This window comes from Alcanivorax sp. 24 (assembly GCF_004360225.1).
In the GTDB taxonomy this organism is placed as follows: Bacteria; Pseudomonadota; Gammaproteobacteria; order Pseudomonadales; family Alcanivoracaceae; genus Alloalcanivorax; species Alloalcanivorax xiamenensis.
This window is the reverse complement of sequence record NZ_SNUA01000011.1, coordinates 57481-82791: the sequence shown is the minus strand read 5'-3', so window position 1 is coordinate 82791 and position 25311 is coordinate 57481. Positions and strand designations below refer to the sequence as shown.

Annotated in this window: 23 protein-coding genes; 15 read left to right on the top strand and 8 right to left on the bottom strand. The window is 64.1% G+C overall.

From position 1 onward, the window contains the following. Positions 1-95 precede the first annotated feature (95 nt). From arsC to betT, 10 genes are all read left to right on the top strand, one after another. Positions 96-452 (top strand): arsenate reductase (glutaredoxin), encoded by a 357-nt coding sequence (gene arsC / locus E0L37_RS14960; RefSeq protein WP_133492516.1) that lies wholly within the window; start codon positions 96-98, stop codon positions 450-452. Further along, a complete protein-coding gene (gene wrbA, locus E0L37_RS14955; protein WP_014994221.1) occupies positions 449-1048 on the top strand; it encodes an NAD(P)H:quinone oxidoreductase in 600 nt (199 codons plus the stop codon). The genes arsC and wrbA overlap by 4 nt, the downstream gene beginning before the upstream one ends. After that, positions 1045-1380, top strand: coding sequence for a DUF2069 domain-containing protein (locus E0L37_RS14950; protein ID WP_133492515.1), 336 nt, complete (start codon positions 1045-1047; stop codon positions 1378-1380). Before wrbA ends, E0L37_RS14950 begins: the two co-directional genes overlap by 4 nt. After that, on the top strand, positions 1364-2047 hold the full coding sequence (locus tag E0L37_RS14945; RefSeq protein ID WP_240687480.1) for an RDD family protein: 684 nt from the start codon (positions 1364-1366) through the stop codon (positions 2045-2047). The genes E0L37_RS14950 and E0L37_RS14945 overlap by 17 nt, the downstream gene beginning before the upstream one ends. Beyond that, positions 2044-3009: a stage II sporulation protein M gene (locus E0L37_RS14940; protein WP_133492514.1), complete on the top strand. Its 966-nt coding sequence runs from the start codon at positions 2044-2046 to the stop codon at positions 3007-3009. Before E0L37_RS14945 ends, E0L37_RS14940 begins: the two co-directional genes overlap by 4 nt. Then, on the top strand, positions 2996-4489 hold the full coding sequence (locus E0L37_RS14935; protein ID WP_133492513.1) for a DUF4129 domain-containing protein: 1494 nt from the start codon (positions 2996-2998) through the stop codon (positions 4487-4489). Before E0L37_RS14940 ends, E0L37_RS14935 begins: the two co-directional genes overlap by 14 nt. Continuing rightward, positions 4486-5841, top strand: coding sequence for a DUF4350 domain-containing protein (locus E0L37_RS14930; protein ID WP_133492512.1), 1356 nt, complete (start codon positions 4486-4488; stop codon positions 5839-5841). Before E0L37_RS14935 ends, E0L37_RS14930 begins: the two co-directional genes overlap by 4 nt. Further along, positions 5838-6809 (top strand): MoxR family ATPase, encoded by a 972-nt coding sequence (locus E0L37_RS14925; protein WP_133492511.1) that lies wholly within the window; start codon positions 5838-5840, stop codon positions 6807-6809. The genes E0L37_RS14930 and E0L37_RS14925 overlap by 4 nt, the downstream gene beginning before the upstream one ends. Further along, complete coding sequence (locus E0L37_RS14920; protein WP_133492510.1) at positions 6806-8128, top strand: DUF58 domain-containing protein; 1323 nt, start codon at positions 6806-6808, stop codon at positions 8126-8128. Before E0L37_RS14925 ends, E0L37_RS14920 begins: the two co-directional genes overlap by 4 nt. A gap of 336 nt (positions 8129-8464) precedes the next feature. Further along, on the top strand, positions 8465-10498 hold the full coding sequence (gene betT / locus E0L37_RS14915; RefSeq protein ID WP_133492509.1) for a choline BCCT transporter BetT: 2034 nt from the start codon (positions 8465-8467) through the stop codon (positions 10496-10498). Positions 10499-10666: 168 nt separating this feature from the next. Here the strand turns inward: betT and E0L37_RS14910 are convergent, their stop codons facing one another. Further along, positions 10667-11350 carry an ABC transporter ATP-binding protein gene (locus E0L37_RS14910; protein ID WP_133492508.1) on the bottom strand — a complete coding sequence of 228 codons (684 nt, stop codon included), beginning with the start codon at positions 11348-11350 and terminating at the stop codon, positions 10667-10669. Then, positions 11343-12578 (bottom strand): lipoprotein-releasing ABC transporter permease subunit, encoded by a 1236-nt coding sequence (locus tag E0L37_RS14905; protein ID WP_133492588.1) that lies wholly within the window; start codon positions 12576-12578, stop codon positions 11343-11345. Before E0L37_RS14905 ends, E0L37_RS14910 begins: the two co-directional genes overlap by 8 nt. A gap of 199 nt (positions 12579-12777) precedes the next feature. On the opposite strand from E0L37_RS14905, the gene E0L37_RS14900 reads away from it, so the two are divergent. The 3 genes from E0L37_RS14900 (at position 12778) to E0L37_RS14890 (ending at position 15372) form a co-directional block, all read left to right on the top strand. Next, positions 12778-13287: a hypothetical protein gene (locus E0L37_RS14900; RefSeq protein WP_133492507.1), complete on the top strand. Its 510-nt coding sequence runs from the start codon at positions 12778-12780 to the stop codon at positions 13285-13287. A gap of 176 nt (positions 13288-13463) precedes the next feature. After that, positions 13464-14477, top strand: a complete 1014-nt coding sequence (locus tag E0L37_RS14895; protein WP_133492506.1) for an agmatine deiminase family protein — start codon at positions 13464-13466, stop codon at positions 14475-14477. Position 14478: 1 nt separating this feature from the next. Then, entirely contained in the window at positions 14479-15372 is an 894-nt protein-coding gene (locus E0L37_RS14890; protein ID WP_133492505.1) for a carbon-nitrogen hydrolase, read from the top strand. A gap of 196 nt (positions 15373-15568) precedes the next feature. Here E0L37_RS14890 and E0L37_RS14885 read toward each other — a convergent pair whose 3' ends face one another. After that, positions 15569-16315, bottom strand: a complete 747-nt coding sequence (locus E0L37_RS14885; RefSeq protein WP_133492504.1) for an NUDIX domain-containing protein — start codon at positions 16313-16315, stop codon at positions 15569-15571. An 83-nt stretch (positions 16316-16398) separates the two neighbouring features. Beyond that, complete coding sequence (locus E0L37_RS14880) at positions 16399-16905, bottom strand: DUF192 domain-containing protein (protein WP_236564095.1); 507 nt, start codon at positions 16903-16905, stop codon at positions 16399-16401. 180 nt (positions 16906-17085) lie between these two features. On the opposite strand from E0L37_RS14880, the gene E0L37_RS14875 reads away from it, so the two are divergent. Both E0L37_RS14875 and E0L37_RS21540 read left to right on the top strand, forming a co-directional pair. Further along, positions 17086-18006, top strand: coding sequence for a LysR family transcriptional regulator (locus E0L37_RS14875; RefSeq protein WP_133492503.1), 921 nt, complete (start codon positions 17086-17088; stop codon positions 18004-18006). Positions 18007-18398: 392 nt separating this feature from the next. Then, positions 18399-18542 (top strand): hypothetical protein, encoded by a 144-nt coding sequence (locus E0L37_RS21540; protein WP_159660869.1) that lies wholly within the window; start codon positions 18399-18401, stop codon positions 18540-18542. Between the two features lie 266 nt (positions 18543-18808). On the opposite strand, the gene E0L37_RS14870 is transcribed toward E0L37_RS21540, so the two are convergent. The 4 genes from E0L37_RS14870 to E0L37_RS14855 form a co-directional block, all read right to left on the bottom strand. Continuing rightward, positions 18809-21511 carry a CehA/McbA family metallohydrolase gene (locus tag E0L37_RS14870; RefSeq protein ID WP_133492502.1) on the bottom strand — a complete coding sequence of 901 codons (2703 nt, stop codon included), beginning with the start codon at positions 21509-21511 and terminating at the stop codon, positions 18809-18811. A gap of 331 nt (positions 21512-21842) precedes the next feature. Then, the gene (locus E0L37_RS14865; protein WP_133492501.1) at positions 21843-22547 is read right to left on the bottom strand and encodes a polysaccharide deacetylase family protein; all 705 of its coding nucleotides are present in this window, start codon (positions 22545-22547) and stop codon (positions 21843-21845) included. Next, a complete protein-coding gene (locus tag E0L37_RS14860; protein WP_205655628.1) occupies positions 22547-23722 on the bottom strand; it encodes a glycosyltransferase in 1176 nt (391 codons plus the stop codon). The genes E0L37_RS14865 and E0L37_RS14860 overlap by 1 nt, the downstream gene beginning before the upstream one ends. A 118-nt stretch (positions 23723-23840) precedes the next feature. Continuing rightward, the gene (locus E0L37_RS14855; protein ID WP_133492500.1) at positions 23841-25007 is read right to left on the bottom strand and encodes a sulfotransferase; all 1167 of its coding nucleotides are present in this window, start codon (positions 25005-25007) and stop codon (positions 23841-23843) included. Between the last annotated feature and the right edge of the window lie 304 nt (positions 25008-25311).

Sequence of the window (25311 nt, the reverse complement as noted above, 5' to 3'; positions counted from 1 at the left end):
CAAACACGGCTCACTGCCGTACAATCGGGGGCTTTCGCGCGCGCCGCCTGACACGGAGACGGCAGCGCCCATATATTCGCAAGGGGAGCGAGGCCATGGCCGACTACAGCATCTATCATAATCCGCGCTGTTCCAAATCCCGCCAGGCGCTGGCGCTGTTGGAAGAGAACGGTATCGAGCCGAACGTGATAAAGTATCTGGACAACCCGCCGGATGCCAATACCCTGCGCGATCTGGTCCGACAACTCGGATTGACCCGCGCCCATGATCTGGTGCGCGTCAAGGAAGCGGAATACGAAGAAGCGGGGCTGCATGCGGACGCCGACGACAACACCGTCATTGCCGCTCTGGTTCGCTACCCCAAGTTGCTGGAACGGCCGGTGGTGGTCCACGGCAAACGCGCGGTCATCGGACGGCCGCCGGAAAAAGTGATGGAGCTGATCGAATCGTGAGTGCTTATATCCTGGTTCTCTACTACAGCCGCACCGGCGCGGTGGCGGAGCTGGCGCGCCAGGTGGCGCGGGGCGTGGAGAGCAGCGGCATGGAAGCGTGTCTGCGCACCGTGCCGCCGGTGTCCGCCGATCACCAGGCCACGGCGCCGGCGGTACCGGACAGCGGCGCCCCCTATGTTACGCTTGACGACCTGCGCGGCTGCGCCGGGCTGGCACTGGGCTCACCCACCCGCTTCGGCAACATGGCGGCGCCGCTGAAGTATTTCATCGACCAGACCAGCGATCTGTGGATGTCCGGGGACCTGATCGGCAAACCCGCCGGCGTGTTCACCGCTTCCGCCAGTCAGCACGGCGGCCAGGAAAGTACCCTGTTATCGATGATGCTGCCGCTGTTTCACCACGGCATGGTACTGGCCGGCGTACCCTACAGCGAAGCGGCCCTGACCCGCACCCGCGACGGCGGCACCCCCTACGGCCCAAGCCATGTGGCCGGCATCGACAACCGCACCCAGCCCAGTGACGACGAGATCACGCTGGCGCGGGCGCTGGGCCACCGCCTTGGCGGACTCGCCCGGGCGCTGGAGCGGCGCCGATGATTCTGCTGCTACGGCTCACCTATGCCCTGCTGCTGTTGATCGGGCTGGCCAACCAGTTCTGGCTGGGACCGCCGGACGCGCCCTGGATGGCGGCGGTGATCATGGGAGTCGGCTTGTACCTGCCATTGCTGTTGATGATGCCGGCGGTGATCAGCGCCGATAAGCGCGGACTGACCTGGCTGTGTTTTCTGTTGCTGTTTTATTTTTGCGGCTACGTGGTACAGGTTCTGGACCCACCGCCAGTGCGCACCCTGGCCATCGTCAAGGTGAGCCTGACCACGGTGCTGTTCGTACTGTCCATGCAAGTGATCCGGGGTGGACGTGCTGATTGATGAACGTCTGCATATCGATACGCCGGAAGGCGCGCGGCTGACCTTGTCCCTGGCCGGGCCGCTGCCGCGCGGCATGGCCTACGGCATCGATTTGATGATCCGTGCCCTGATCCTGGTGATGGTGGCCACTCCCCTGATGTTATTGGGCCGTGGCGGCTCCGGTCTGTATTTGTTGCTGCTGTTCCTGCTGGAATGGTTCTATCCGGTGCTGTTCGAGGTATTCCGCCAGGGGCGCACGCCCGGTAAGGCCGTGATGGGCCTGGCGGTGGTGCACGGCAACGGTGCGCCGGTGGGTTTCAGCGGCTCGCTGGTGCGCAACCTGCTGCGCACCGCCGACCTGTTCCCTTTTGCCTACCTGACCGGCTTCATCGTCATGCTGGTGTCCTCCCGCCAGCAACGGCTGGGCGATCTCGCCGCCGATACCCTGGTGATTCACGTGCCCGCGCCGCAAGCCCGCCCGGCCCCCGGTGACGGTGGCGGCGAACCGCCGGATTGGCCGCTGAACCGGGACGACCAGTTGGTGCTGCTGGCCTTCCATGATCGCGGCCAGCGGCTGTCCGAGGAGCGCCAGCGGGAACTGGCCCGGCTGGCTTACCCGGAACTCGCCGACGAGGCCGCCCTGGCGCGCTTGCGCCGGGTAGTCAATCACGTGCTGGGGGCGGCATGAGACAAAGTCAGTTCGAACAGCGCTATCAGCCCCAGTGGCATCGCCTTGAGCAGGGCCTGACCGCACTGGAGAAAAAGCAGCGCCCCAAGAAGGTGGATTTGGCGCGCTTCACCGGTGATTACCAGGACCTTTGCCATCAGTTGGCGCTGTCGCGGGAACGGGGCTACAGCCTGGTGCTGCAGGACTACCTGAACGACCTGATGCTGCGCGCCCATCGCCAACTCTACCGCCACCGGGCGCCGCTGATGCCGGGGCTGGCGGCGTTCCTGCGCGGCGGTTTCCCGAGAGCGGTGCGCGCCATGTGGCGCTGGCATCTGATCAGTGCCCTCGCCTTCGTGCTGTCCGCCGGGGTGGTGGCGGCCATGATCCTGCATGACCCCGAGCTGGTGCACACGGTGGTGGACGGCAACGGCATCAGCGATCTGGAAAACATGTACCATCCGGATCTGCGTGACAGCAGCGACCGCAACCGGGCCGACGATCTGATGATGTTCGGCTACTACATCTACAACAACATCGGCATCGCCTTCCGCACCTTCGCCGGCGGGCTGCTGTTCGGCATCGGCGCCCTGGTGGTGATGCTGTTCAACGGCAGTTTCCTCGGCGCCGCCGCCGCCCATCTGACACTGGTGGGCGCTGGCCAGCCGTTCTATACCTTCGTCATTGCCCATGGGGCCCCGGAGTTGACCGCCATCGTGCTGGCCGGCGGCGCCGGGCTGCGCCTGGGCTGGTCGCTGGTGGCGCCGGGCTCCTGGCGACGGGTGGACGCCTTGCGCCGGGCGGCGCGGGAAACACTTCCGGTCATGTACGGCGTGTTCCTGCTGCTGGTACTGGCGGCGATGATCGAGGCGTTCTGGTCCTCACGGGAGCTGGATGCCCAGATCAAATACACCGTCGGCGGCATCAGTTGGGCCCTGCTCTATTTCTATTTGCTGTTCGCGGGGCGTCATGGATCTGAATAACCTGTGCGCCCGTCTGGCCCCCCGTTCCCCCTGGCAGGCCATGGATCTGGGCACCCGTTTCTACCGCCGCTGGTGGCGCCAGGTCACCCTGGTATGGCTGTTGTTCACGGCCCTGCCCTACGCCCTGCTTTGCGCCCTGTCCATCAGTCTGGAAAGTCTCTGGCCGATAGTGGTGTTCTGGTGGTTGAAGCCACTGTGGGAAAGACCACTGCTGGCGTTCTTCAGCCATGCCTTGTTCGGTGATTACCCCAACGCCTGGGCCCTGCTCAAACGCTTTCCCGGCTATGGCCTGAACGGCCTGGCGGGGCAGCTGACCTGGCGCCGGCTGAGCCCGTTCCGGGGCCTGCTGACCGGCATCTGGCAGTTGGAAGGATGCCGTGGCGCCCAGGCCTCGGCCCGCATCCAGGTGCTGTTACGTCCGCCGGGACAGCGGGCCGGCACGCTCATGGGTTTGATGGTGGCGCTTGAGCAGGTGCTGCTGACCGGCTTGCTGGTGCTGGCACTGACGCTGGTGCCCTGGGACTTCAATATGGAGTTCAGCGTCTGGTTCAGCGAGCAGAGTGATCTGCACCTGAGCCTGGCGGCGCTGGCCTGGTATCTGACGCTGACCATCACCGAGCCGCTCTACGTGGCGGCCGCCTTTTCGCTCTACCTCAACCAGCGCACCTGGCTGGAAGGCTGGGATCTGCAACTGGGGTTGGACCGTATTGGCCAACGGCGCCGCGCGCTCGGCGTCACCACCCTGGCGTTACTGGTGATGCTCACCCTGGTGCCGCATCCGGCACCCGTAATGGCGGCCGAACCGGAAAACCCCAAACAAGCGGCCACCGAACTGCTCGCCGACGAACGGTTCATGCCAATGGAAATCCGCGAGGAGCGCCAACTGCGCCCATCCTTGCGCGGCGATGACAAGGACAGCCTCTGGAACCGCCTGCTCGATGGGTTGTTCAACAACGACAACGCGGATCGCGACCGTGCCGGCGATGACTGGCAAATGCCGGATCAACTGGTCACGGTCCTCTCCACTCTGGTGCTGGTGGCCCTGATCGTGTTCCTGCTGCTGGCCCTGTTCCGCAACCACGGCGCCCTGAAAGGCGGCCGCTCCAGGTCCCTGGAGATGCCGGTGAGCGTGGCGGGCCTGGATACCCGCGCCGAGTCCCTGCCGGACGATCTGGGTAACGAGGTGGAACAGGCGCTGGCCGGTGACGATGTGCGCGCGGCGCTGGCGTTGCTGTTGCGCCATGCTCTGGTGACCCTGTTTCAGAGCCACCCCACCCGGCTCACCCCCGGCGCCACCGAGCGGGATTGTCTGAACGCCTATCGCCGCCAGCTCGGTGATGACGCCAGGGTCACCTATCTGGAAGAGCTGGTGCGGCAATGGACACGCGTTGCCTGGGCCCACCAGCCGGTGACACCGGATCAGGCGCGCCAGTTGCTGCTGCGCTGGCAACAGCTGCACAGCGCGGAGGTGGCACCATGAAGCGCCGGTGGCCCTACCTTGTTCTGGTGCTGTTGGTGGCCCTGGTGGCGGGCTACTTCTGGGCCACGGTACCGGTGCAATACGCCGCGCCGGCCTCACCGGACGCCGGCGTGCGCAACAACCCGTATCTCGCCGCGCAGCAGCTGCTGGACCGCTGGGGACGGCCCAGCCGCCGCATCTTCAGTACCCGGGCGTTGTTTCCATTACCGGACACCGATACCACCCTGATCCTCGACGGCGACCGTGGCTCCCTGGGCTATGAACGGCAGTTGGATCTGCTCAACTGGGTTCACGACGGCGGCAATCTGATTATCGCCGGCCGCTACCAGCCGCCCTTGGACGCCTGGTTCGACGAGGCGGACGAGGCTGAAGAGGCTGAAGAGGCGGAAAGCGAGCAGCACGAAGCCGAACAGGGACAGCAGCGCGATCCCGACCCACTGCTGTCCCTGTTCGGGGTGACGGTCGAGGCGCTTCCCCTCGAGGACACTGAAGACGACCCGCTGGTGCAGCTGTTCGACCGTTTCCGGCCGATGGAAGACTGGTTTTTGGAGTATTGCCTCAGCGGCGACGCCTCCGAGGAACGGCTGCATCAATGCGAGGTGCTTACCTGCGAGGCACCAGGGCACTGGCAACCACCGGCGGTGACCCACAACCTCGGAGACCACCCCCGGCGGTTGCAAAGTGAGACGCCGAGCCGTCTCCTGTACACCCCCTTGCCGGAGGACACCGCTACCGGCGGGCCGGATCAGTGGCTGGCGGCCTCGGCCAGCAACGATACCGGCGAAACCCTGCTGCGCTTCCGGGCGGGCGCCGGCACCGTCACCGTGCTGACCGAACTGGGGCTGTGGGACAACCAGCACCTGCACCACTTCGATCACGCCCGTCTGCTGGCGGATCTGACCGCCCCGGGGCCGGTGTGGTTCGTGCGGGGAATCGATATCCCACCGCTGCCCATATGGCTGTGGGAGCGATTCTGGCCCGCCATTTTCGCTTTGATACTGGCGCTGGCGTTCTGGTTATGGCGGCGACTGCCGCGACGCGGCCCGTTGTGGCGCGATCCCGCCCGGCAGCACACCGATTACCTCGGCCACTTACGAGCGATTGGCCATTTCCATTGGCGCACCGGCCAAAGTGACCGGTTGCTGGCCTCCCTGCGTCAGCAGATTCAACGTCGCATCGCCCTGCAACACGCGGACCCGGCCCGGGCCCTGGCGCTCGCCGCCAAACGTCTGGACATCCCCGAACACACGCTTTCCCAAGCCCTGGAGCAAACCCCCACCGACCGCGCTCAGTGCGTGGCCATGGTGGCGCTGTTGCAACAGGTCAGGCAGAGGATCAGGAGTCAACCATGAAGACCGCCGAAACCCTGGAACAGGCCACCACCCTGGCCGCCGAGATCGAGGCCCAGCTCAACCGGGTGCTGATCGGGCAACCCGAAGTCACCCGCCAGGTGCTGATCGCCCTGATCACCGGCGGGCACGTGCTGATCGAAGGCGTGCCGGGGCTGGGAAAAACGCTGCTGGCGCGGAGCCTGGCGCGGGTGCTCAAGCTCGATTTCCAGCGCATCCAGTTCACCCCGGATCTGATGCCCACCGACGTCACCGGCCACGCTATCTATGACGCCGGCAACGCCACCTTCCATATCCGCAAGGGACCGGCCTTCACCAATCTGCTGCTGGCGGACGAGATCAACCGGGCGCCGGCCAAGACCCAGGCAGCCTTGCTGGAGGTGATGCAGGAGCGGCAGATCACCATCGAGGGCGAAAGCTTCAGTCTGGCGCCGCCGTTCGTGGTCATGGCCACCCAGAACCCGCTGGACCAGGAGGGGACCTACCCGTTGCCGGAGGCGGAGCTGGACCGTTTTCTGTTCAAGATCCTGATCGGCTATCCGGAACAGGACGACGAGGCCCGGATGCTGCGCATGGTGCTGGACGGCACCCTGGCGGACAGTCTCGACAACGCCGGGCTCAGTGCCGTCACCGACAGCGCCGGCGTGCTTTCCTTGAGCCACTGGGCGGAGCAGGTGCTGCTGGACGACGCCATCCTCGATTACCTGCTGCGCCTGGCCCGCGCCACCCGCGATCACCCGGCCCTGGTCCAGGGCGCGAGCCCGAGGGCCAGCATCGCCCTGGCCCGGGCGGCGAAGAGCTATGCCCTGCTGGACGGCCGCGATTTTGTCATTCCCGATGACATCAAGGCGGTGGCGCCGCCGGTGCTGCGCCACCGTCTGCGCCTGGGCGTGGACGCGGAACTGGAGGGCCAGACCGTGGAGACCGTGCTGGCCCATTTGCTGGAGCAAGTGGAGGCCCCGCGTCAATGAGACCCGGGTCACGACTGCTGTTGCTGCTGCTGGGTTGGGCGGCGCTGGGCCTGCTACCGGTACTGGCGGCGGCCTTCGCCCCTGGATGGCGCGACAGTGCCTTGCTGGGCTGGGTGCTGGCCGGGCTGGCGCTGGCCTTATGGGCGACGCTGGACGCCCTGCGCCTGAGTGCACGGCCGGCCCCTGCCGCCGAGCGCTCGCTGCCCGCCGCCCTGTCGGTAGGGGTGCCGCAGACCATCACCCTGCGCCTGAGCGGCGGCAAACCCGGCGAGGTCTGGAGTCTGGCCGATCATCACCCCGATGATGACAGCCATACCGGCCTGCCCCGGGACGTGACCCTCGCCGCGGACCTCACCGAGGTCCGTTATCGCTACCGTCCCTCCCGGCGCGGCCCGGTGGCGTTCGGCGATATCGAAGTGTGGCTGCCGTCCCCGGCGCGTCTGTGGCAAGGCCGCCGCCGGGTGGCCGCCGCCCGCACCGTGCCGGTGTATCCGGACTTCTCACCGATCGCCCGGGCGGCCCTGGCGGTGGACAAAAGCCAGTTGCGTTTCGGCAATCGCCAGCAGCCACGCCGCGGCCAGGGACTGGAGTTCCACGAGCTGCGGGAATATCAGCCCGGCGACAGCCCGCGCCGCATCGACTGGAAAGCCAGCGCCCGCCGCCGTCACCTGATCACCCGTCACTATCAGGATGAACAGAACCAGAGCCTGTGGGTGCTGTTGGACGCCGGGCGGCGGATGAAGCTGCCAGTAGGTGATCTGACCCTGTTCGACCACGGGCTCAACGCCACCTTGTTGCTGGCCTGGTCGGCGCTTCGTCAAGGCGACCGGGTGGGCAGCCTGTTGTTCTCCCGGGACACCCCGCGCTGGCTGTCACCGGTGCACGGCCCCGATGGCATTCAAACCCTGCTGAAAGGCTTTTATGACGTTCATCCCCAGGAACACGCCAGTGATTTCAGCCAGGCCGCCCGCTACTTCCATGGCCGCTGGCAACGCCGCTCCCTGGTGGTGCTGGTCAGCCGGCTGCACCCGGAGGACGCCGACGATCTGCTTGCCGCGGTGACGCTGCTGAGTCGACGCCATCTGGTGATGGTGGCGGACATCCGTCCGCCGGAGCAGGAAGCATTGCACCAGGCGCCGGTCCAGGACCTGGACGATGCTCTGCGGCTGGCGGCGGACGCTCAGGAACAGGAACAGCGGAGAGCCCTGCATGTGCGCCTGCGCCGCGCCGGCGCCAATATCGTCGCCGCCACCCCGGAGCACCTCGCCGAACGCCTTGGGCAGACCTATCTGGCTTTGAAACGGGCGGGGAGACTGTGAAAAGCAGTTAATAAGGAACAATGAATAGTGAATAGTTTCGCGTGGCGGATCCTTCCACGCAGATAGTACAGAGGCCGCGTCCAAAGCCTTGCGCGACATTATCGTCATCAAGAAAACAAGCCGCTTCTCGGCTGCGGCCAGACGTTATCGATACGCAATCGTCCCCCGGCTACGCAATGTTTTTGATTTTCGCTGTTAACTATTCACTGTTCCCTATTAACTGCCTTCATTCGACGCTCCCACCTCAAATTGTTACCCTGTTCCAGGGTACGAACTATTTTTCTGATTGTTAAGAAAAAATCGCAGTACTGATTTTCTCCAGGATAAGGAACCTGCATGGACTCCAATCCCACTGAAGAGGTTTCCTCGAACCTCAAAATTAATCCGCCGGTTTTTATCACCTCCGTCGTCATTATTGTCGGTCTGGTGCTGTTTTCGGTTTTATTCAAAAAACCCGCCGCTGAATTCTTCGGTGATCTCAAGACAGGTGTTACCCAATACGCCAGTTGGTTTTACATTCTCACCGTTGCAATTATTCTCGCGTTGGTGGTGTTTTTAATCGTCAGCCGCTACGGCGATATCAAGCTCGGGCCGGATCATTCCGAGCCGGACTACAGTTACGCGTCCTGGTTCGCCATGCTGTTTTCCGCCGGCATGGGTATCGGCCTGATGTTCTATGGCGTGGCCGAGCCGGTGTTGCATTACATGTCGCCACCAATGGCCGAACCCGGCACCATCGATGCCGCCAAGGAGGCCATGCGCATCACCTTCTTCCATTGGGGGTTGCATGCCTGGTCCATCTACGCCGTGGTGGCGATGATCCTCGGTTACTTCAGCTTCCGTCACGGTTTGCCTCTGACACTACGATCCGCGCTATACCCCCTGATCGGCAAACGCATTTACGGGTTCTGGGGGCACCTGGTGGACATCTTCGCGGTGGTCGGGACGGTGTTCGGCGTGGCGACGTCTCTCGGCCTTGGCGTGGAACAGGTCAACGCCGGCCTCCACTACTTGTTTGATCTGCCCGACACCGAGAACATGAGGGTGGTGCTGATCATCTCCATCACCGCGCTGGCCACCTTATCGGTGGTCACCGGCCTGGATGCCGGGATACGCCGGCTCTCGGAACTGAATCTGGCGCTCGCCTTCCTGCTGTTGATGTTCGTGCTCTGTCTGGGCCCGACCCTGTTCCTGCTGAAAACCTACGTGCAGAACCTGGGTTCCTATCTGTCCACTCTGGTGGATATGACCTTCAACCTCTACGCCTACCAGCCCGTGGCCGAGGACGGTGGCGGACCGCAAGGCTGGATCAGTGGCTGGACCCTGTTCTACTGGGGCTGGTGGATTTCCTGGTCGCCGTTCGTCGGTATGTTCATCGCCCGTATCTCGCGCGGCCGCACCATTCGCGAATTCGCGCTCGGCGTGATGCTGGTCCCCGCCGCCTTCACCCTGTTCTGGATGACCGTGTTCGGCGATACCGCCATCAATATGATTCTCACCGGCGTCTACGAAAACCTGGGCGCCCAGGTGAAAGCGGACGAAGCGGTGGCGTTGTTCCACTTCCTGGAACAGTTCCCCTGGTCCGGCCTGGTGTCCTCCATCGCCACTCTGATGGTGGTGGTGTTCTTTGTTACCTCTTCCGATTCCGGTTCCATGGTCGTCGACATGCTCGCCTCCGGCGGACACGACGACACACCGGTATGGCAGCGGGTGTTCTGGGCCAGTTCCGAGGGGATCGTGGCCATCGCGCTAATGCTCGCCGGCGGCCTCGGCGCGCTACAGTCCGCCACCATTGCTCTGGCGCTTCCGTTCTCGGTAGTGCTGCTGGTGGCCTGTGTCGGCCTGCTGCGGTCACTCAAGGTGGAAGGCATTCGCAAGCTCAGCTTCCAGGCCTCGCTGGCACCGCCGCCCGCCGTGCACATGGGCCACAGCACCCCCACCGGAGGCTGGAAGGCGCGTCTGCGCGGCGTGGTCAGCTTCCCGGACAAGGCACGCGTGATGCAGTACGTGGCGGAGGTCGCGGCTCCGGCCTTGCAGTCAGTGGCCGACGAGTTGCGTGGCCATGGTCTCAAGGTCGAGGTCAGCGAGAGCGACGAAGGGGATCGGGTTTATCTGACCGTGGACCTGGGGCAGGAAATGGACTTTGTCTACGGTGTGCGGGTACGCGGCTATACCCGGCCGTCCATCAGCATGCGTCAGTTGGAGCACTCCAAACGCAAGGCGGAAAGCGATCGCTACTATCGCGCCGACGTGTTCCTCAGTGAAGGTGGTCAGGATTACGATCTGATGGGCTTTACCCGTGAGCAGGTGATCGGCGACGTGCTCGATCAGTATGAGAAACACATGCACTTCCTGCACATGATGCGGTGAGGTGGTGGGCGGGCCTTCGGGCCCGCTTTTCCATCACGGAAACATCACGCTCCATGAACGTGGAGACATGAAATCACGCCATTCGCTGCCAAGGCAGCTTCCCACAGCGGCTCCGTAGCCCTTTCCGTGGGAAGCTGCCTTGGCAGCGAATGGCGTGCGTGTAAAAGCTCAATCCAGTGGTCTGAGCAGACCGTCGTGTAATTCATGGCGGGTATGACAACGGCTGGCGAAATCCGGCGCGTGGGTCACCAGCAGGAAGGCCGTTCCCAACGTTTGATTGAGTTCCAGCATCAAGTCCTGGACCTGGGCGGCGGTGCGCTCGTCCAGATTACCGGTGGGCTCATCCGCCATCACCAGTGCCGGATCAGTGACCAGTGCCCGGGCAATCGCCACCCGCTGACGTTCACCGCCGCTGAGCATGGAAGGCTTGTGCCGCAGCCGCTCACCCAGCCCCACTCGGGACAACACCTGCTCGGCACGCTCGGTGGCCTGTTTGGGCAACTCGCCACGAATCAGCAACGGCATGGCCACGTTCTCCAGAGCGGTGAACTCCGGCAATAAATGATGAAACTGATAGACGAAGCCAAGATAGCGGTTGCGCACCTGCCCCAGCGCCCGCTCGTTCATCCCCGCCAACGGCTGGCCACCGATGGTGACACTGCCGCGGGTGGGAACATCCAGGCCGCCGAGCAGGTTCAGCAGAGTGGATTTGCCGGAACCGGAAGCGCCGATGATGGCCGCCATGTCGCCGCGCCGCACATGCAATTCCACGCCATTGAGCACCCGCAGCTCACCCCGTCCTTCCTGATAGCTCTTGATCAGCCCTTGGGCATGCAACACGGTATCATTCATAACGCAGTGCCTCCGCCGGGTGCACCCGGCTGGCGCGCCAGGACGGATATAAAGTGGCCGAGAAACTGATCAGCATCGCGATACCGACGATGATGCCGACATCACTCCACTGCAATTCGGACGGCAGATAATTAACGAAATAGGCGTCAAACAAATGGGCGTTGAAGGTACTCTCGATCCATTGCGCCAAGGCACTGACATTTTTCGCCAGCCCGATCCCCAGGGCGGTACCAAGAAGAGTCCCGACCATACCCACCACGGTGCCCTGCACCATGAAAATTCGCATGATCGCGCCAGGCGACGCCCCCAGCGTGCGCATCACCGCGATGTTGCCGCGTTTCTCGGTGACCAGCATCACCTGACTGGAAATGATGTTGAAGGCGGCCACCGCGACGATGAAGCTGAGCAACAGCGTCATCATGGTTTTTTCCATCTTGATGGCCTGGAACAGATTACCGTGGGTGCGGGTCCAGTCACTGGTGTAGTAGCCATAGCCGAGGCTCTGCTGCAGCTCCCAGCCTACCTGGGGAGCGGCGAACAGATCCGTGAGCCGCAAATGCACCCCTTCGACGGTGCCTGGCTGGCGGGCCAGGCGGGCGGCGTCGTCCACATTGACGTAGGCATAGAGTGAATCCACCTCGGCGCGGGCACGGAAAATACCCGCCACGGTGAAGCGTTTGAAGCGCGGCATCACGCCCGCCGGCGACACCGTCGCCTCGGGCAGCACCAGAGTGACCTTGTCCCCGACTTCCGCGCTCAGCTTACGCGCCAGGCCGTAGCCCAACACCACGCCGAAACTGCCGGGCTCCAGGGCATCGAACTCCCCTTCCCACATCATGTCACCGACGATCGACACCTGGCGCTCCGCCTTCGGCTCGATCCCGGAAATCAGCGCCCCGGCCACATTACCGTCAAAGGTCAGCATGCCCTCCAACTGCCGAAACGGCGCCACCGCCTCCACTCCGGGGTAACCCTCGATCTGATCCGCCAACTGCCGCCAGTCATTGACCGGTTCGCGCCCGTAGACCGACAGGTGCGTCACCATGCCGAGGATGCGGGTCTGCAATTCCCGGTCAAAGCCGTTCATCACCGACAGCACGGTGATCAGGACCGCCACTCCCAACATCAGCCCCAGGGCCGAAATCAGCGTGATAACGGAAATAAAACTGTTGCGGGCCCGGGCACCGGTATAACGCAGGCCAACATAGAGAGAGAATGGTCGAAACATGGCGCGCATTTAAGCACTATTGCTGATATGACGAAACTGCTTTCGGTCTCGTCCCCTGGTCGGATCACCTCAACTCGCTTTGTGACCAGTATCCTCGACCACGCAAATCACAATTGATTCAATGATCCGCGTTTTTATTGATCCGGCGGCCTCCGTCGCCAGGCCGGATTCCTTTTTTAAGTTGTTGGGGGGATACACCATGATAAGAATCGTCGTGGCGCTGTTGGCGCTGGCGGGGAGCGGCCCGGTGCTGGCCGGAGAAGCGCCTCAACGTGGCATGACCCAGGCCCAGGTGCGGGCGCAGTTCGGCGCCCCGCGGGACACCAAGGGGCCGGTGGGCCAACCGCCAATCAGCCGCTGGGTTTATCCGGACTACACCGTTTACTTCGAGAATCAGGTGGTGCTGCACAGCGTCACCCGGTCATTGAGCGAAACCACGGACACCGCCAGGCCGGCCGATGGCATCGACGATACCGAAGACAAGGATTCCAGCGACGCCGCCGGCAACGAGCAATCCTCTCCCCCGCCGCTCGCTCCCGAAACCGCCCGGGACAGCACCGCCCCATCGACGGCGCCGCGCGATGATGCCGCCAGCGATACCGGGGACGGCGGTGACGACGGCCAATTCCGCTTCGACCCGGTCACCGGGCGCATTGTCATGGACGACCGTCCGGCCACGGATCAGGGCGGCGAGGCGGCGCGCCAGTAAAACCGTCGACCGATACTCACCAGCGGGCTGGCTCCCACGGTTTGCGCCACGGGGCCGCCGTGGGAGCGGGCCGGCAAGCGATTACCCAACACCGGAGGCCACCACATCGCGGCCAGTTGACGGCGCCTTCAGGCGATACCACAATCGCGGGCCATCCCTTCTTGGAACCCGATATCATGCGCCGCCTGCTTCCTGAATGGCATCCTCAATGGGGCGTGCTCCTGGCCTGGCCGGACGTCAATACCGACTGGGCCGGGCAGCTGGAAGAGGCCGAGCAGAGCTTCACCGCTCTGATCGGCGCCATCCTCGGCCACGAAAACGTGCTGCTGCTGTGCCGCGACCTGGCGGCGGAAGCCCGCGCCCGCGAGAGCCTGAGCGCCGCCGGCGCCAATCTGGCGCGGCTGCACGTGATCCACGCCGACTACGACGATACCTGGGCGCGGGATTTCGGCCCCATCGCGGTGACCGACGATGGCGCCCCGCGATTGCTGGATTTCCGCTTCAATGGCTGGGGTGACAAGTTTCCGGCGGAACGCGATAACGCCCTCAATGGCCGGCTACCCTGGCGGGTCCCCCTGGAGGGGGTCGAGCTGGTTCTGGAAGGCGGTTCCATCGATACCGATGGCCAGGGCACGCTGCTCACCACCCGCCACTGCCTCAGCCATCCCAACCGCAATCCGGATCTGGATCAGCAGTCCCTGGAGACTGCCCTGCGCGAACATCTCGGCGTGGAGCGCATCTGGTGGCTGGAACATGGCCATCTTGAAGGCGACGACACCGATGCCCACGTGGACACCCTGGCCCGCTTCGTCAATCCCACCACCATTGCCTATGTGCAGTGCCAGGACGACAGCGACAGCCACTACCCCGCCCTGGCTGCCATGGAACGGGAACTTCAGGTACTGGCCGAGCAGAATGGTTTGACGCTGGCGCCGTTGCCGATGGTGTCGTCGCAGTACAATGACGACCGCGAGCGGTTGCCGGCCACCTACGCCAACTTCCTGATCACCAACCAGGCGATCCTGATGCCCACCTATCAGTGCCCCACCGATGAAGCGGCGCTGGCCGCGCTGCAACTGGCGGCGGGCAGCCGCCCGGTGATCGGCATTCCCTGCCGTGCGCTGATCGAACAGGGCGGCAGCCTGCATTGCGTTACCATGCAATTACCGGAAGGCGTGCTGGAGGACTGACATGCGGATCGCTATCGTTCAACAAAGCAACGGCAACGACCTGGAAGCCAACCTGGAAAAATCCCTGGATCTGGTGCGGCGGGCCGCCGCCGACGGGGCGGAGTTGGTACTGCTGCAGGAGTTGCACCGCAGCCTCTATTTCTGCCAGACCGAGGACACCTCGGTATTCGACCTGGCCGAGCCGATCCCCGGCCCCGGCACCGAACGGCTCGGCGCTCTGGCCCGGGAACTGAACATCGTCATCGTCGGCAGTCTGTTCGAAAAACGCGCCGCCGGCCTCTACCACAACACGGCGGTGGTACTGGAACGGGACGGCACCCTGGCGGGCATTTATCGCAAGATGCACATTCCCGACGACCCCGGCTTCTACGAGAAATTCTACTTCACCCCCGGCGACGCCACTTTCAATGACGGCCACTCCGGTTTCACGCCGATTCAGACCAGCGTCGGCAAGCTGGGCGTGCTGGTGTGCTGGGACCAGTGGTATCCGGAAGCGGCCCGGCTGATGGCGCTGGCCGGCGCCGAACTGCTGCTCTACCCCACCGCCATCGGCTGGGACCGCAATGACGATGACGCCGAGCAACAACGTCAGTTGGACGCCTGGATCACGGTGCAGCGCGCCCACGGCGTCGCCAACGGCGTGCCGGTGCTGGTGGCCAACCGCACCGGCTTCGAGAGCAGTCCGAACGGCGATGACGGCATTCAGTTCTGGGGCAACAGTTTTGTCTGTGGCCCGCAGGGTGAATTCCTGGCCCGGGCCGGCGGCGACGAGGAGACCGTGCTGGTGGTCGATGTGGACACTCGCCGCAGCGAAGCGGTGCGGCGAATCTGGCCATACCTGCGTGACCGCCGCGTGGATGCCTACGGCGATCTCACCAAGCGCTACCGGGACTGAAATAAAATCGCGATCAAGGCGTTTGAGCACTTCTTCGTTGCCAAGGCAGCTTCCCACAGCGGCTCCATAGCTCCCTCCGCGGGCAGCTGCCTTGGCAGCGAATAAGCGTGTAAGCGACCTGCTCCGTCACCGTGTGACGCCCGGACCTCGCTCTTTTTTCGCCGTCAACTGTCCACTATCAACTGTCAACTCTCTTTCAGCTCTGCGAGACGAAGCGCTCGGCGGCGTCTTCTTCGCTCAGTGGCGCCATCCGCCGCGGGCTGTGCACGCTGGCGTATTCCAGCACCGCCGTCACCGAATCGAACTGTCCAAGACGACGCAGCACGCTCAACGTCGGGGTGGCGAACTGCCGCTTGCCGCCACCATGGTAGTCCAGCGCCAAACGGGGGTTGACCCAGCAATGGTCGATGGTTTCCTGGCCGTCATGGCGCGGCTGCTGGAACGGCGGCGCCTCGGCCACGAAGAAACGGGTGTCGAAGCGGCGCGGCGGCCCCGGCGGGGTCACCCAATGGTCGAAATACCCCAGAGTCTCCAGCGGCACACGCAAATCGTGACGGCGGCACAGCGTCAGCCAGTCCAGCTCTCCGTTCATGACCGCATCCCGGTCATCGGCCAGTACCGGATGGTGGGGCTCCGGCCAGTCGGCATCGCCGGGCCGCGCCAGCAACACACCGGCCTCCTCGAAACACTCACGGATCGCCGCCACCAGATACCCCAGACCGCCCGCTTCCAGATTCAATAAGCTGTTGGCGGCGGCCTCATCGATACCGCCCAGATGGGGCATCAGCGCCGGATCGGAATCGGCGCGATCCACCGCGCCACCAGGAAAAACATAGAAACCGGGCATGAACACCGCTTTGTGGGTGCGCTGCAGCATAAGTACTTCGAGGCCCTCACGGGCGTCCCGAAGCAGGGCCAGAGTGGCCGCGGGACGTGGTTGCATAGATCAGCTCGCTTGATTCTTCTTTCCCTTCACCATAGCCGGTCCTTGAACGGAATGCGACGTCCGGCAAGGTTCTTGTTTCCCTATCCCGCTGGAGCGCATTCATTGCCGTCACCGGCCGGTCCGACCCGGCTGCCCGGCGCCACCCCATGGCGCTGGAAAAAGCCCGCGTTCACTTCCAGAGCACTGGCATAGGGGGCATCGGAGCGGTACACCGGGCAGGCGAAGGACTCCCGATGCGCACAGGGCGCCATGGTGCGGATGGTCAGAATCTCGCCACGCGGGTTCAGGAAGGCGATATCCAACGGGATGCGTGTGTTGAACATCCAGAATCCATTCGCCATTGGCTGCGGCCGCTCATACCGGAACCACATACCTTCAAACTCACCCAGCCGGTCCCGCTCCATCAATCCCCGGGTCCGGGCCTCGCGAGTGCTCGCCAGCTCCACCTGAATCGGCCGGGGCACGCCCTCGACGCACAGCGTGACCTGCTCCGCCGGCGCCACCGCCGGCGCCAGCAGACCCGACAACAGCCAGACCGCCCCAACCCGGCGGCCCCGCTGGCGCCACTTGATAGCACTTGCTCTCACCGCCTGATTTCTCCTATGGTTAACTTCCGTGCACAATCGTATTCAAAAAGTTGATTTGTGATATAGTCGACTGAATTCGCTTTCCTGAGGTGTGCATCAAGGACTCTCGGTCGGAGAAAGGCTTCTCCGTCGGCACACCTCCGCGCATAACAAAAAACAAGTGCGGAACGAAGGACAAGAATGATGAAACGGACGCCAGACTTCAGCCTATTTCTCGCTGTGGTAAAAGCCGGCACCCTGTCGGAAGCTTCCAGGGTTCTCGGCATGTCCGCGGCGGCGATCAGCAAGTATCTCTCACAACTGGAACAGCACATGAAGCTGCGCCTGCTGGCCCGCAGTGCCCGCGGCTTCCATCTTACCGAGCATGGTCGTGAACTGTTCGAAAGTCTCGATCACATGCTGCCGGAGCTGACCCCGATCCTTGGCGAGCCGATGTCTCGGCTGGACCATCCCAGCGGCACTCTGAAAGTGGTCTCCTCCATCGCGCTGGGGCGCCAACGGGTGGCACCATTGCTGTCCGAATTCAGAGCCCGCTATCCGCAAGTCTCGATCCAACTGCAACTCGGAGACGCGCCGGAAGATCTGTTCCGCTCCGGTGTGGACGTGGTGATCTCCCCCGGTGAACCCACCGACCAGTCCCTGGTGGCGCGCAGGTTGATTACCCACCCATGCTGCCTGTGCGCCGCGCCGGACTACCTGGCCCGGCGGCCCGCGCCCCGCCACCCGCGCGAGCTGCATCGGCACGACTGCCTGATTCTCGATTGCCACGGCGCCTTCCGCGACCGTTGGGTGCTGCGTGATCCTCGTGGTGGTACCCACACCATCAAGGTAGCCCCGCACAAGGTTACCGATAACAGCGAACAGCTCAAGCAGTGGCTTCTGGACGGCCACGGGCTGGCCCTGAAAAGCGAATGGGACATCGCCGAACACCTGCGGCGGGGCGAATTGGTCAAGGTCCTGCCCGATTACGAGATGCCTCAATTGAGTTTCTACGTGATCTACGGCGGCCGCCAATTGGTGCCGGCGAAAACCCGGGCGTTCGTGCAGTTCATCGAGAATCAGCTGCGCCCCCGGGAAGATCCGGAACGCCTGCGCGCCTGAACACCGGCTTAAGGTGCCACCCCGGTGGCCTGACCCGGTTACGGGGTCGGTGATCATTTTTTATTCTTTTTGCTTTTCTTTATCCCTCCATAAGCGTAGTTTCAAGAGCAGAACCTTCGGTTAGAGGCCGGAGGTCGCGCCCGAGGGATCGGGCGATACAGGTTGCAGCAAGACCCGACTGAAAATGGCGCACGGGCGATACGGGAGCTGATGGGCTCCCCAAGCAGGTCCCGGAGTTTTACCAACTCCCGAGCCGGCACTACCCCCGCCGGAGCAGTCTCGAAGGAATCCGGCCGGATCCACTGGAGATGGCAAGACGGTTCCGTTCGATGCCCCCATGCGCAGCCCATTACCGGCCCCCCAGAAGGAGGCCTCACAGGGAGGTTCATACCATGACTGACCGTTTGCTTTACAAACTGCTGCTGGCATCCGCGCTGATCTACCTGCTCGGCGCCACCACCTCCACGCGTGCCCACGAACCCGACTCATCCTTTTCTTTACCCTTCTCCCAAAGCGCTGTCGTTTTCTCTGCCTGACGCCAATCGGGGGCTCTGGCCCATCGCTTCGCGGTGGGCTTTTTTACGACCGGGCCGTTGCTGGCACGCTTACACGCAACACGCTGGCACGCTAAAGTCCGAGCCTGCTTGCGGGTTTTGATCACATGACTTCAGAGGTGGCCTCGAAGTCCCGTCTGCGGGAGCGGCCTTAGCCGCGAATGGCTTGTTAGCCCGCCTGCGTGTTGCCGCGTTGCCGCGTTGCGTACCAGCGAGCACCAATGGCTCCCGACGACTTATTTTCCCCCTCAGTGCGGATGGGGATGATCATGATCCCGCGTTTCCGGCGAGGGCATCGCCCGGGCCCGGTCCAGCCAGCGCTGCCGCCAGCTCGCCAGGGTGTCGGTGGTGACGCTCCGGGTTCCGCTCAGCAGCGACGGCGTCTCGCCCACCACGCTGTCGGTGACGCGATGGAATACCCGCCAGGTAGGATCCCGCTGCGCCAGGGCGCCCCGGTCCGATGCGAACACCACTTGATCGCCCATCGCCCGGGGCCAGACCGCGTTACCTTTACCGGACAGTCTCCGCGCCGCGCTCCAGCCGGTCTCCTCGTGCCAGGTGCTGCCCCACAAACGATGACGCCAGTCACTGTCCCGGCTGTCCATCCAGATCGCCTGGACACCACCGTCGCCGCGCACCGACAGTGTCGGCCGCTGGCTCATGGCCTGATCATTGGCCCCCACCGGTACCGGCTCCGACCAGCTCAGCCCCCCATCCTTGGAAACGCTGGCGAGAATCGCGCTGTTGACTCCGGCGCTACGCAAGACCTTGGCATCCCAGGCGGCGACCAGTCGGCCGTCGCCGTCGGCGATCAGACTTGGGTGGCGATCCGCCAGCGCGGTCTCGATGAACGCATCGTCCGGGCTGCCGTTATTGGAGACCCGGACCAGCGGCGACCAGACGCCGGTTCGCGGCTCCCGGCTGCGGGCGACGATCTCCCAGTTGTCCGGATCGGTGCGGTCAAGCCCTTCCAAGCCATCATGAAACCCGGTCTGTCCGGTCCAGCCCGGATTGACGTCGAAGCGGTTGTCCTGGAACACCACCACCACGGTATCGTCCGCCAGCACCGTCAACGCCGGGTGCACGGAGGCGGGATCACGAGTACTGCGCGTGTCCAGCGCATGGCCGCCGTCGCAGCTTTTTTCGCCGCTGAGAGATTCCGTGGTGGCGTCGACACCAACCCGTATCATCAGATCGAAGCAGCGCCGGCTATTGTCGCTCCATGCCACCACCGGGCGGCCGTCGCCCAGCACCGCCAGAGCCGGCCGGATCGCCCTCGCCTCACCATCGCTCAAGTGCACCTCCGGCTCCCATGTCAAACCACCGTCGGCGGAACCGCGCAAAATGATCTGTGGCCGACGGGGCTGTTGCCCGCGACGCTCATCCTGCCAGACCACCCATACCCGGCCGCCTCCGGTGGCGATGCGCGGGAAGCGCGCGGCGCCCGCCAACGCGTTGAGCACCACCGGGTCAGCCTGATCGCCACGCCGGAACAGGATGTCGGTGCCTTCGGCACCGTGTTGTTCAGCCACCACCAGCGGCACGCCGTCGGCCGTTTCGGCCACATCGGCGAAGCCGGTGAACACGCCTCTGCGGCCCAACGCCAGGGCGCCGTTATCGTCCCAGTCCCGGGACGCCGGCACCGCCCGTTCGCCCCGAGGTGACGGCCCCTCGGCGGCGGCTCTCAGGAACAGCGGGGAAGTCAGCGCCTTGCGTATCCCGAACAAATCCGTAACCTCGGCGTAAACCCAGTAAGGCGCATCGCCCTCGGGCCGGTTCACCGTGGTCACGAAGGTGTCATCGGAGGAGGCAGGCCGGAAGGTGGCCAGCGCACCGGCGTCCCTGCCCGGTGCCGCGTACAGCCGCAATCGGTGCGCCAACCCCCGTCGCACCCGTAGCCTCAGCGTCACCGGCTGCCCCGCCGGCGCCACCACCGCGTCACCGGGTAACGCCTCGAAGACACCGTCACCCTGGGCATCCGCTTCCAGCGTCAGAAACGGCGCCAGAGCCCCCCCCTGGCTCAGCACCGTGTGGCCGCGCCGGAGTGCCCCGAGAATCCCCCGCTCGGTAACCACCGGAGCAAACACATGGGTTTTCACCGTACCCGGGCCGAACCCCAGCCACAGTTCGCGAAAATGGTTGTCGGAACTGGCGGTGACGCCGGTTTCCATACCCAGATTCCAGCGACTCTCGGCGTAGGCCAGTTGGGCGTCCTTGTCCTGGGCGATGTTCCAGACCTCGATCAGGTCACCGCCAATCAGGCTGGCGTGATCGTTGGGTGTGCCGTTGTCATCGCTCCAGTCCCGATCCGGGTGGTTCGACTGCCACACCGCGCCCTGGCCGTGGGCGTCCCAAAGGCTCTGCTGGGTAGGCCGGTGCTCGGCGCTTTCAGCGCCGTCCATGCCATCCAGGACAGTATCCACGGCGCCGAGAATGTTGGCATGGGGGCGGCCATTGGCTTCCTCTCCGGGAATCAACAGCAGATCGCTGGAGGTCCATAACGGATCCCAGTGCTGGTCATAGGTACGATGGTCGGTGAGCGCCAGGAAATCCAGCTCCTGGCGCACTGCCTGGCCGATTTGATCGGCCACCGCCACGTTGCCGGGCAAGGCGTCATCACTGGCCTGCCGCCACATGGAGCCATCCGAGGAATGATCGGTATGAACGTGGGTATCGGTGGCCAGCCACTGCCCCCGGGGGGCGTTCAAGGACGCCGCGGGCAACGGCTCGTCGGACCATTCCGGGTCGAAATAAACGGGTTCCGGTTCCGGCTCGGGTTCGGGTTCAGGTTCGGGATCCGGATCTCCCTGTCCCGGAGGCGTGCCGGGATCACCACCGCCATCGCCCGGCGAATCCACGCCCCCCGAGCCACCCCCGCCTCCGCAACTGGCCAGCGCCAGTAGCAACAGCCCCAGGCCAAGCCATTGATTGATCCCGCTACCTTGTTCCACCGCCGCTTACTCCTTGCCTTGTGAGGCACCATGGTTCCAGGTTTGAACCCGCGGCACTTTAAGCGCGCCCCATGTTGCTTCGATGACAGCAGGGTTATCGCAACCGGTAACTGTGTTGTGAAAATGTAAGGTTCATCGCCAAATAACGGAGATAATTACCTCCATCGAGACGCGGCTCTGTACAGAGGCCTTCCGGGATCGCCGTGAATACGTCCCTGTAGGCTTCCGGTCGAACGTCCCTGTTCGACAGGGTCCCGCAAAAGCGTAACGCGCCTCCGCTGTCCCCGATGCAGGGAAACGAACCAACAGCAAACAGAAGACGCCTGGGGCCTCAGCGTGACCAGACCGAGGCGTCGTAGGCCAACGGCCGCTCGACCCTGGCGATGTCGGCGAGCAGGTCGCCGCGCAGATGGTATTCCAGATCAAACGGGTGAATGGACAACCGCAACGGCGTACCGGTGACAGCGGCGAGGCCGCGATTAACCGCATTGCACAAACGCAACACGCGGGCACGGCCGGGGGTATCCGCTTCATACCCCAACAGCGGCAACAACCGGAAACGATCCTCGCGCAGATCATGGATACCGGTGAGCGTCTCGATGTAGCGGAACGGCAAATCCGCCCTGCTCGCCCGGGGCAACGGACCGAGCGCCCAAGCCGGCGGCACGTACAGATCACCAACTGGAATCCGGTGCCGCTCAAACCAGTCATGGCAGTCCCGGATCAGGGCGGCCACACCCTCACCATCCAGGGACAAATGCTCCGCCACATCACGCGACAGCAAGGCACTGTGCGCGCGGTGATAAACACTGCGTGGCGGATCGCAGCGGTGGCGCCAGCCATGGCCCGCCAGTGGATAGCCGCGCCCCGCCAGATCACGCAGCCAGCACAGATCGTCCTCGCTCCAGTCCCGGCCGGGCACCACCAGCAGGGTCACCGCCTCCGCCGGCAGCCCGTCCAGAACGGCCAGCAGCGACGACACCGTGGCGCGGGTTTCCGGCATCACGTCATGCACCGAAACCAGAACCGGAGCCATCACCCCACCCGGACCTGAGTGGACAGCCGCCGCAACAGCGCCAGGGTCGGCGACGGCCACGGCTTCGGCAACGAGTTGGCCTGGCCGGCGCACTGTTCCAGGACGCGCAGCCAGTGGCCCACCGCCTGTTCGTTCATCAGCACCGCGGCGGAACGGCCGCTGCGGGCACGCAGTGCGCGGCTGCTGGCGCTTTTCGATTCCAGCTCCGCCAACGCCCGCGCCAGACTCTGCTCGCGCCCCTGCACCACCAGCGCCGCCCCCAGTGCCGGCCATTGGTTGATGCCGCAGGCCGGCGCCGTGATCACCAGGCGCTCCCGGGCCAGAGCTTCCAGTGCCACGGTGCCGAACGCTTCCACCGTGGAAGGCAGGATCAGCACCTGGGCCTGGTCCAATGCCCGCACCACGGTGGCGCGATCACACCAGCCCAGATAGCGCAGGTTCGGATAGCGTTCGGCGGCGGCTTCCACTTTGTCCCGCTGTGGGCCGTCACCGGCCACGGTAAAGGTCAGTTCCGGGCGCTCGGCGGCCAGCTCCAGGAAGCGGTCAATGTTCTTCTCCGCCGCCAGCCGGCCCACATACAACACCGAGGACACCGTGTCCGCCAGCGGCGTCACCGGCGTGTGCACGAATTCCGGCGCCAGCGGCGTACCCACCAGTTGCGGGTGACGGGCGCCGGCCTGCCGCGCCTTGCCCAGCATGTCCTCGCTGATGGTCACCACCGCGCTGCTGCCCCGGAACAGTGTCCGGTTCAACCAGTTCAGAAAGCCGCCGGCCAGACGCGCCAGGCGCGACCCCCAATAAAGCCGCACCAGCTTGTCGTAATCGGTCTGAAAGGTGACACAGACGGGGATACCCAGTTTGCCGGCGGCCCAGTAGGCTCCCAGGGAAAAGATCCCGGGACCGGGAATCACCACCACATGGGGTTTCATCTCCCACATCAGCGCGGTCAGTTCGCGCATCTTGGGGAAGAACAGTCGCTGGGTGGCATCGCCGGGAATGGGGATGGACGCCCCCTGGCAGGGGTGCGGCTCCTCGAGGCTGGGAGAGACCAGCTCCACCCGCGCCACCCGGTCCTGCAAATGCGCCACCAGATCCTGAAAATAGGCGCCGACCCCATTGCGGCCTTTCATGGCGTCGACGACGAACAGCACGCGTAAATCGCTTTGTTTCACCATGGGACTTTGCCTCGTGAATACGCATCGCGCTGGCAGATCACGATGATGATACCAGGGCGATGCGTGTTCGCGGGCACAGTATGGTAAGAGCCGATGTCGCTTTTGTGACAACCCGGTTTCATCCACTCTCTCCTTCCGGCAGCGGAAACGAAAAACGCTGATAGACCCAGCCGAAGGTGCGCCGCAACGGCTCCGCCTCCAGCCCCAGTTGGCGGGCATCGTAATGATGGCCACTGCGATAGCGCCGGGCGCTCTCTGACTCGGCGGCGAGGTAGCGTTGATACTCCGGCGAAGGCGTCCAGTCAAAACGCCGATAAAATGCTTCCACCGTGCCCCGCGGATCGGCGGCGAGCGTTTCCATCACCGACAGCGCCTGGCGCGATGACGGCAACGCCTCGAGACTCTCGAGCAGGTGGCGGTAGTAATAGTCGAGCATCGCCATGAAGCCCTCGCGCCAATAGGCGGCGGTGTCACGGCCGTCGACCAGGCGGGCTCCAACGATGATGGAGTTGATCTGTGAGGGCACCGACTGAGTGGGGTTACGCAGGCAACCGATAAAACGGGCGTCCGGGAACGTCTCCGCCAGTGCCTCGATCCAGGGCGTGAACGAAGGGTTCTTGGACAGGAACACCCGATCCGCGCCATGAAAATAAAGGTGTCGCTGCACGAACCGGCGGTAGGCCGACATGATCCGGCGTTTCTCCGCCGCCGGCAGGTCGCGGTCGGCGAACGTCAGGCGCCACAGGCGCTCATCCGGCACCACCAGCACCAGCAGAAAACACCCCAGCACCGGCAGCAACGCCAGATAATCCTCCTCCGGATCACGCAGCCCGGTCTTGTGAATATCATCCAGACCACCAAGCAGCCGCCGTTCCAGCCAGGCCAGCAGCCGTCCCAGCGGCTGGCCAAGCCGGCGATCAAGACGGCCGATGCCGTGGAACAGGTAACGCTGGCTGATGGAAGGCGCGAAAATCAGCTCCCACAGGGAGGTGGTGGTGAAACGCTGGTGGTCACCCGCCAGCAGGCGATGCAGGAAAGTCGTGCCGCTGCGCGGAATGCCCACCACGAACAATGGCTCGCGCACGGCGATGTCGGAGAAGCGTGGGAACAGCACCCGATCCAGCAACATGGCCAGACCGTTAACCGTTTGCAGCAGGACGAAAGCGGGCCAGAACAGTGCCATGATCAGCAGCCGTCGAGGCGACCAACCACCCACCTTGCCCTGATAATCCGGGTTCCAGGATTTCAGGAACAACCGCCCGTACAGTTTGGCCACATGCCACATTGGAGGTTTCCCGATTCACGCTGTTCGCGGTGATCCTAGGGTTAAAGAATGACCGTTTTATGACGTTTTGCAACCCCACGGCGCCGCTTGCGGCGTTCCCCGGAGCGCTGCACAATGCCGCCAGCTTTTTTATTGCTCCCGGCCATTGCTGTCCCACAAATTTTGATGGTTCTGAGGTTTGACCGCGGAATCCATGGCCGTGGCCAGTCTATTGGTCTTGGAGATATGAAATCGCGCTGTATTCGCTGCCAAGGCAGCTTCCCACAGCGGCTCCGTAGCGTCCTCTGTGGGAAGCTGCCTTGGC

Bases quoted from the DNA above. Each gene is read 5' to 3' on its own strand.
- E0L37_RS14920 (WP_133492510.1), top strand. From the start codon at position 6,806: ATGAGACCCGGGTCACGACTGCTGTTGCTGCTGCTGGGTTGGGCGGCG.
- E0L37_RS14905 (WP_133492588.1), bottom strand. From the start codon at position 12,578: ATGTTTCGACCATTCTCTCTCTATGTTGGCCTGCGTTATACCGGTGCC.
- E0L37_RS14950 (WP_133492515.1), top strand. From the start codon at position 1,045: ATGATTCTGCTGCTACGGCTCACCTATGCCCTGCTGCTGTTGATCGGG.
- E0L37_RS14855 (WP_133492500.1), bottom strand. From the start codon at position 25,007: ATGTGGCATGTGGCCAAACTGTACGGGCGGTTGTTCCTGAAATCCTGG.
- E0L37_RS14930 (WP_133492512.1), top strand. From the start codon at position 4,486: ATGAAGCGCCGGTGGCCCTACCTTGTTCTGGTGCTGTTGGTGGCCCTG.
- E0L37_RS14895 (WP_133492506.1), top strand. From the start codon at position 13,464: ATGCGCCGCCTGCTTCCTGAATGGCATCCTCAATGGGGCGTGCTCCTG.
- arsC (WP_133492516.1), top strand. From the start codon at position 96: ATGGCCGACTACAGCATCTATCATAATCCGCGCTGTTCCAAATCCCGC.
- betT (WP_133492509.1), top strand. From the start codon at position 8,465: ATGGACTCCAATCCCACTGAAGAGGTTTCCTCGAACCTCAAAATTAAT.
- E0L37_RS14860 (WP_205655628.1), bottom strand. From the start codon at position 23,722: ATGGTGAAACAAAGCGATTTACGCGTGCTGTTCGTCGTCGACGCCATG.
- E0L37_RS14925 (WP_133492511.1), top strand. From the start codon at position 5,838: ATGAAGACCGCCGAAACCCTGGAACAGGCCACCACCCTGGCCGCCGAG.
- E0L37_RS14890 (WP_133492505.1), top strand. From the start codon at position 14,479: ATGCGGATCGCTATCGTTCAACAAAGCAACGGCAACGACCTGGAAGCC.
- E0L37_RS14910 (WP_133492508.1), bottom strand. From the start codon at position 11,350: ATGAATGATACCGTGTTGCATGCCCAAGGGCTGATCAAGAGCTATCAG.
- E0L37_RS14885 (WP_133492504.1), bottom strand. From the start codon at position 16,315: ATGCAACCACGTCCCGCGGCCACTCTGGCCCTGCTTCGGGACGCCCGT.
- E0L37_RS14900 (WP_133492507.1), top strand. From the start codon at position 12,778: ATGATAAGAATCGTCGTGGCGCTGTTGGCGCTGGCGGGGAGCGGCCCG.
- E0L37_RS14865 (WP_133492501.1), bottom strand. From the start codon at position 22,547: ATGGCTCCGGTTCTGGTTTCGGTGCATGACGTGATGCCGGAAACCCGC.
- E0L37_RS14935 (WP_133492513.1), top strand. From the start codon at position 2,996: ATGGATCTGAATAACCTGTGCGCCCGTCTGGCCCCCCGTTCCCCCTGG.
- E0L37_RS14875 (WP_133492503.1), top strand. From the start codon at position 17,086: ATGATGAAACGGACGCCAGACTTCAGCCTATTTCTCGCTGTGGTAAAA.
- E0L37_RS21540 (WP_159660869.1), top strand. From the start codon at position 18,399: ATGACTGACCGTTTGCTTTACAAACTGCTGCTGGCATCCGCGCTGATC.
- E0L37_RS14940 (WP_133492514.1), top strand. From the start codon at position 2,044: ATGAGACAAAGTCAGTTCGAACAGCGCTATCAGCCCCAGTGGCATCGC.